Consider the following 6,021-nt stretch of genomic DNA (forward strand, 5'->3'; position numbering starts at 1 on the left):
CTGCTCATCCCTTCACCGCCCCGGCGCTGAACCCCGTGACCAGCCACTTCTGGATGAAGGCGAAGACGATCACCACAGGCAGGGCGGCGATGACGCCACCCGCCGCGAGCGCGCCGAGGTCGACGCTGTCGGCGCCCATCAGGGTGGCGAGGCCGACCGGGATCGTCTGCTTGTCCTGGTTGGAGAGGAACATCAGAGCGAAGAGGAAGTGGTTCCAGCTGTGCACGAAGGCGAAGGAGCCGACCGCGATCAGCCCCGGCCGCAGGAGAGGCAGGACGACGGCGCAGAAGGCGCGGAAGCGTCCGCAGCCGTCGACCCAGGCGGCCTCCTCCAGGGAGTACGGCACGTTCTTGATGAACCCGCTGATCAGGATCATCGAGAGCGGCAGCTGGAAGACGGCCTCGGCGATGATGACGCTGCCGAGCGAGTTGATCATCTGGAGGTTGGCGAAGATCTGGAAGAGCGGCACCAGCATCAGCGCGCCGGGGATGAACTGCGAGCACAGCAGCGCCAGCATGAAGCCGCGCTTGATCTTGAAGTCGAAGCGGGCGAGCGCGTAGCCGCCGGCGAGGGCGACGAGCGTGGTCATGAGCATCGACAGGAGGCCGACGATGAGGCTGTTCTGGAAGAAGAGCGCGAAGCTCCGCTCCGTCCATACCTTGTCGAAGTGCTCGAACGTGATCGGCCAGGGAAGCAGCGAGGTCGAGCCCGCGGGGCGGATCGCGAAGAGCAGCATCCAGTAGAAGGGGATGAGGGTGAAGAGGAGGTAGAGGCCGAGCGGGAGGTAGATCTGCCAGCGGGGGGCCTCGTCCCAGGGGCGCCGCTTGGGGGCGCGCGGGCCGTCGGCGCGGGGCTCGGCGGGAGCGGTGGCACCCGCCATGTCGGCTTCCCTGTTCAGGTGCTGCGTGGTGCTCACTTGTCCTGACCTCCGAACTTGCTCAGCCGCAGATAGACCATCGAGCAGAAGAGGAGGATCACGAACGCGATGGATGTCAGCGCGGAGGCGTAGCCGAAGTCGTGCGAGTCGACGGCGATGGACGCGATGCGCAGTGGCAGGGTCGTCGTCTCGCCCGCGGGTCCGCCGCCGGTGAGGGTGTAGAGCAGGTCGACGTTGTTGAACTCCCACACCGCGCGGAGCAGCGTGGAGAGGATGATCGCGTCCTTCAGGTGCGGGAGCGTGATGTGGAAGAACTGCCGGAAGCGGCTCGCGCCGTCCACCTCGGCGGCCTCGTACAGATCCTTCGAGACGGACTGCAGGTCGGCGAGGATGAGGATCGCGAAGAAGGGGACACCGCGCCAGAGTTCGGCGACGACGACGGCCGGGAAGACGGTGCTGGTGTCCGAGAGCCAGGACGTTCCGTACGAGCCGATCCCCATGTCCGCGAGGTAACGGGTGATGCCTGTCTGCGAGTTGAAGATGAGCAGCCAGATCGTCGAGGTGAGCACGCCGGAGACGGCCCACGGCGAGAAGACCATGGCGCGGGCCATCGCACGGCCGATGAAGGTCTGGTTGACGATCAGGGCGAGCCCCAGGCCCAGGAGCAGCTGCAGGACGACCTCGACGACCACCCACTGGAGGCTGAAGCCCAGCGTCTGCCAGAACTGCGGGTCCTTGGTGAACGCGGTGACGAAGTTGTCGAATCCCGCGAAGCCGTTGCGCCAGGGCTTGGTGGGGTTGTAGTTGCGCAGGCTGTAGTAGAAGACGCTGATGACCGGGTAGGCGATGAAGCCCACCATCAGGAGTCCGGCCGGCGCGATCAGCAGATACGGGAGGCGGCGCGGGGTCGCTCCCGTTCGGCGCCGGTGCGCACCCGGCATGCGGCGCCGGGGCGGTGGCTGCGGTGGCGCTTTCGCCACAGCTGAGGCCATGTCTGCTTCTCCGTTCTCATGGGCGGCACACAGTCGGCGAGATGAAGCGCTTCGCAGACGTTGTTCGAAATCTCGTACAAAAGAAGGGCGAGTCGGGGAGAGCGATCAGGAGGGCTCAGCCCACGTACGGGTCGGGAACCTCGCCCTCGCGGGCCAGGAACGCGAAGTCGCAGCCGGTGTCGGCCTGGGTGATCTGCTCGCTGTAGAGCGCGCCGTAGCCGCGTCCGTAGCGTGCGGGCGGCGGCGTCCACGCGGCCCGGCGACGCTCCAACTCCTCATCGGACACGTCGAGATGGAGCGAGCGCGCCTCGACGTCCAGGGTGATCAGGTCTCCCGTACGGACGAGGGCGAGCGGCCCGCCGACATGCGACTCGGGAGCCACGTGCAGCACACACGCGCCGTACGACGTGCCGCTCATCCGCGCGTCGGAGATCCGCACCATGTCGCGCACCCCCTGCTTGAGCAGATGATCGGGGATCGGGAGCATCCCGTACTCGGGCATGCCGGGACCGCCCTTGGGGCCGGAGCCGCGCAGTACGAGGACGTGGTCGGCGGTGATGCCGAGCTCCGGGTCGTTGATGGTGCGCTGCATCTGGCGGTAGTCGTCGAAGACGACCGCGGGGCCGGTGTGCCGCAGCAGGTGCGGCTCGGCGGCGATATGCTTGATGACGGCGCCGTCCGGACAGAGGTTCCCGCGAAGCACCGCCACGCCGCCCTCGTCGGCGAGGGGCTTCCCACGGGGGCGAATGACCTCGGGATTGTGCACGACGGCGCCCGCGAGCTGCTCGCGCAGGGTGTCGTGGGCGACGGTCGGGCGGTCAAGATGAAGCACGTCCGTCAACTGGGCCAGGAAGGCGGGGAGTCCGCCCGCGAAGTGGAAGTCCTCCATGAGGTACTGCCCGCCGGGGCGCAGGTTGGCCAGGACCGGCACGGTCCGCGCGATCCGGTCGAAGTCGTCCAGCGTGAGACGCAGGCCGCTGCGGCCCGCCATCGCGATCAGATGGATCACGGCGTTGGTGGAGCCGCCGAGGGCCAGCACGGTGGCGACCGCGTCCTCGTACGCCTCAGCGGTCAGGAGCCCGGACAACTTCAGGTCCCGGCGTACGAGTTCGACGATCCGCATCCCGGACGCCGCCGCCATCCGGTCGTGCCCGGAGTCCACCGCGGGAATCGAGGAGGCGCCGGGCAGCGTCACGCCGAGCGCCTCGGCCGCCGCGGTCAGCGTCGACGCCGTACCCATGGTCATGCAGTGGCCGGGGGAGCGGGCGAGGCCGTTCTCCAGTTCGGCCAGTTCGCAGTCGCCGATGAGACCGGCGCGCTTGTCGTCCCAGTACTTCCACATGTCGGTGCCGGAACCGAGCACCTCGTTGCGCCAGTGCCCCGGGAGCATGGGCCCGGCCGGCACGAACACGGTCGGCAGGTCGACGCTCGCGGCGCCCATGAGCAGGGCGGGCGTCGTCTTGTCACAGCCGCCGAGCAGCACGGCCCCGTCCACCGGATAGGACCTGAGCAGCTCCTCGGTCTCCATGGCGAGGAGGTTCCGGTAGAGCATCGGAGTCGGCTTCTGGAAGGTCTCCGAGAGTGTGGAGACGGGGAATTCGAGGGGGAAGCCGCCCGCCTGCCACACCCCGCGCTTGACCGCCTGGGCGCGGTCGCGCAGATGGACGTGGCAGGGGTTGATGTCGGACCAGGTGTTGAGGACGGCGATGACGGGCTTACCCAGGTGCTCCTCGGGCAGGTAGCCGAGCTGGCGGGTGCGCGCCCGGTGGCTGAAGGACCGCAGGCCGTCCGTGCCGTACCACTGGTGGCTGCGCAGTTCGTCGGGCCTCATATCGCCCACGCCTTCACGAGCGCCGCTATCTCCTCGCGCCGCTCGTCCGGCAGGACCCGGCTCGGCGGGCGCACCTCGCGGCGGCACAGACCGAGCGCGGCGAGGGCCTCCTTGACGACGGTGACGTTGTCCGCGGACTGGTCGGCGGCGCGCAGCTCCTCGAAGCGGCGGATCCGCTCCCAGACATCCATGGCCGCCGGATAGTCGCCCGCCCGCAGGGCCTCCAGCATCCGGAGCGACACCTCGGGCGCGACATTGACCAGGCCCGACGTGAATCCGGTGGCGCCTACGGCCCAGTACGCGGGGGCGTACAGCTCGGCGAGCCCCGCCACCCACACGAAGCGATCGAGCCCCGCGTCCCGCGCGAACGCGGCGAAGGCGGCGGCGTCCGGCGTCGCGTACTTCGCGCCGATCACGTTCGGGCACAACTCGCCCAGGTCCGCGAGGCACTGACCGGTGAGGCGCGGATTGCGGATGTAGGGCACGACACCGAGCTCGGGCACGGCATAGGCGACGGCACGGTGGTAGTCGACCCAGCCGTCCTGGGACACGTAGGGATGCACCGGCTGATGCACCATCACCATGTGTGCGCCGGCGTCCCGCGCGTGCCGGGCGGCGGCGATCGCGGTCGGCAGGTCATGCCCGACGCCGACGAGCACGGTGGCGCCGTTCCCGCTCGCCTCCTCCATGGTCAACTCGGTGACCAGGCGCCGCTCGTCGGGGCTCAGGGCGTAGAACTCGCCGGTGTTTCCGTTCGGCGTCAGGGTGCGCACCCCGCCGTCGACGAGGCGCCGTACCAGGGCGCGGTAGGTGTCCCGATCCACGGAGCCGTCTTCGGCGAACGGGGTCACCGGGATCGCGACGACATCGGCGAGGGCCGAACGCAGCTCGGCGAAAGTGGAGTTGTGTCCGGGTCCGGTCATGAAAGCTCCCCCTCCGGGAACGCCCGCCGCACGAACGAGGCGATGTGGTCATGGAGTCCGCGGGCAGCCGCGTCGGCTTCCCCCGCGAGCGCGAGCCGCAGGATCTCCCGGTGCTCGGCCGCCTCCCGCTCCCAGGAGGGCAGGGTCGCCCAGGCGACGGCGGAGACAAGGGCTGCCTGGTCGCGCACGTCGTCGAGCATGCGGGAGAGCAGCGGATTGCCGCACGGAACGTAGAGCGCGCGGTGGAACTCCCGGTTGGCAAGCGAGCGTTCGGCCGCGTCCGCCGCGGTGTCGGCCCGCTCCAGGGCGTCGCGCGCCTCCTCCAGGAGGGCGCCGGACCGGACGGTGCGCCGCAGTGCCTCCGGTTCGAGCAGGAGGCGTACGTCGTAGACCTCCTGCGCCATGGCCGCGTCCACCGTGCGTACGGTGGCGCCCTTGTACTGGCTCATGACGACGAGCCCGGTCCCGGCGAGTGTCTTCAGCGCTTCCCGTACGGGCGTCTTGGAGACCGCGAACTGGGCGGCGAGTTCGGTCTCGACGAGTGGCTGGCCCGGGGCCAGCTGCCCGGTGAGGATGCGGTGCTTGACCGCCTCGAGCACGTACTGCGTGCGCGAGGGGATGGGGTGGGGCGCAAAGTTCATCGATGCTCTCAGTCGTCGTGCAGCCGTCGTGCGATCTTCGTGCAGCCGTCCTGCAGTCATCGCGTATCGCGTCTCATATATGACGTACGAAGTACGACGCGATGAAAGTAGGACGCCGACAGGCCCACGTCAATGTTTCGCGCAGGAAAACCCGTTCGAGATCTCGGAGTTGGGCCAGTGGGCTCGAAGCGCTTCGATGGCGGGTCCCGCCGTCCCGGAGCCCGGCCCGGCTACGAGAACCCGCGTATCAACACCGACGAGACCGCGCTCTTCGGGCTCGCCGCCATCCAGCCCTTGGTGTTCTTGATCCACTTGAGGATCGGCAGGATGTCGACGGTCCCGGACGAGGAGTCGGAGGTGCGCAGGAAGGAGAAGACCTCGTAGTCGTAGTCGTACTCGGTGTCCCAGATGTCGTACGACGAGTTGTTTCGGGTCCGAGTCCGTCGGCCAGGCCCAGTTCAGCGTCGAGGACCAGTCGATCGAAGGAACCTGGACCCGTCTGCTGACCGGCGAGACCGTACAGGGCCCCGCGTCGGCGACTGGCTGAAGGACCTCGCCCTCCTGGTCACGCCGGACACGGACGGAGCCGAGATCACCGTGCCGGACCTGGACGGCAGGCCCGCTGTCGTCTTGCGCGCGGTGCGGGACGGCGAGGAGGCCCGGGTCACCTCGCAAGGGGCGGCCTGCACCTTCCGGGTGCGGACGGTGCAGGGCGGTACAGCGCTGTGGCACCGCCGGGGGACCGGCGGTGCCACAG

General features: G+C 69.1%; 6 protein-coding genes. 1 reads left to right on the top strand and 5 read right to left on the bottom strand.

What is annotated here, in order from left to right; all coding sequences use genetic code 11:
- Nucleotides 1-4: 4 nt before the first annotated feature.
- From ACFVXC_RS16650 to ACFVXC_RS16670, 5 genes are all read right to left on the bottom strand, one after another.
- Nucleotides 5-880, bottom strand: a complete 876-nt coding sequence (locus ACFVXC_RS16650; RefSeq protein ID WP_389905959.1) for a carbohydrate ABC transporter permease — start codon at nucleotides 878-880, stop codon at nucleotides 5-7.
- Nucleotides 881-912: 32 nt separating this feature from the next.
- Nucleotides 913-1,869 (bottom strand): carbohydrate ABC transporter permease, encoded by a 957-nt coding sequence (locus ACFVXC_RS16655; RefSeq protein ID WP_383265440.1) that lies wholly within the window; start codon nucleotides 1,867-1,869, stop codon nucleotides 913-915.
- A gap of 115 nt (nucleotides 1,870-1,984) precedes the next feature.
- On the bottom strand, nucleotides 1,985-3,700 hold the full coding sequence (gene araD / locus ACFVXC_RS16660; protein ID WP_389905914.1) for an L-arabinonate dehydratase: 1,716 nt from the start codon (nucleotides 3,698-3,700) through the stop codon (nucleotides 1,985-1,987).
- The gene (locus tag ACFVXC_RS16665; RefSeq protein WP_389905916.1) at nucleotides 3,697-4,623 is read right to left on the bottom strand and encodes a dihydrodipicolinate synthase family protein; all 927 of its coding nucleotides are present in this window, start codon (nucleotides 4,621-4,623) and stop codon (nucleotides 3,697-3,699) included. The genes araD and ACFVXC_RS16665 overlap by 4 nt, the downstream gene beginning before the upstream one ends.
- Complete coding sequence (locus tag ACFVXC_RS16670) at nucleotides 4,620-5,264, bottom strand: GntR family transcriptional regulator (protein WP_384266648.1); 645 nt, start codon at nucleotides 5,262-5,264, stop codon at nucleotides 4,620-4,622. Before ACFVXC_RS16670 ends, ACFVXC_RS16665 begins: the two co-directional genes overlap by 4 nt.
- A gap of 177 nt (nucleotides 5,265-5,441) precedes the next feature.
- Between ACFVXC_RS16670 and ACFVXC_RS16675 the strand changes: the two genes are divergently transcribed.
- Entirely contained in the window at nucleotides 5,442-5,648 is a 207-nt protein-coding gene (locus ACFVXC_RS16675; RefSeq protein ID WP_389905918.1) for a hypothetical protein, read from the top strand.
- The last annotated feature ends 373 nt before the right edge of the window (nucleotides 5,649-6,021 follow it).

Origin of the sequence: Streptomyces sp. NPDC058257 (assembly GCF_042881845.1) — a bacterium.
GTDB lineage: Bacteria > Actinomycetota > Actinomycetes > Streptomycetales > Streptomycetaceae > Streptomyces.

What these genes read in the sequence shown, in the direction of transcription:
- ACFVXC_RS16650 (WP_389905959.1), bottom strand. Translation starts at nt 880, where the DNA reads ATGGCGGGTGCCACCGCTCCCGCCGAGCCCCGCGCCGACGGCCCGCGC.
- ACFVXC_RS16655 (WP_383265440.1), bottom strand. Translation starts at nt 1,869, where the DNA reads ATGGCCTCAGCTGTGGCGAAAGCGCCACCGCAGCCACCGCCCCGGCGC.
- araD (WP_389905914.1), bottom strand. Translation starts at nt 3,700, where the DNA reads ATGAGGCCCGACGAACTGCGCAGCCACCAGTGGTACGGCACGGACGGC.
- ACFVXC_RS16665 (WP_389905916.1), bottom strand. Translation starts at nt 4,623, where the DNA reads ATGACCGGACCCGGACACAACTCCACTTTCGCCGAGCTGCGTTCGGCC.
- ACFVXC_RS16670 (WP_384266648.1), bottom strand. Translation starts at nt 5,264, where the DNA reads ATGAACTTTGCGCCCCACCCCATCCCCTCGCGCACGCAGTACGTGCTC.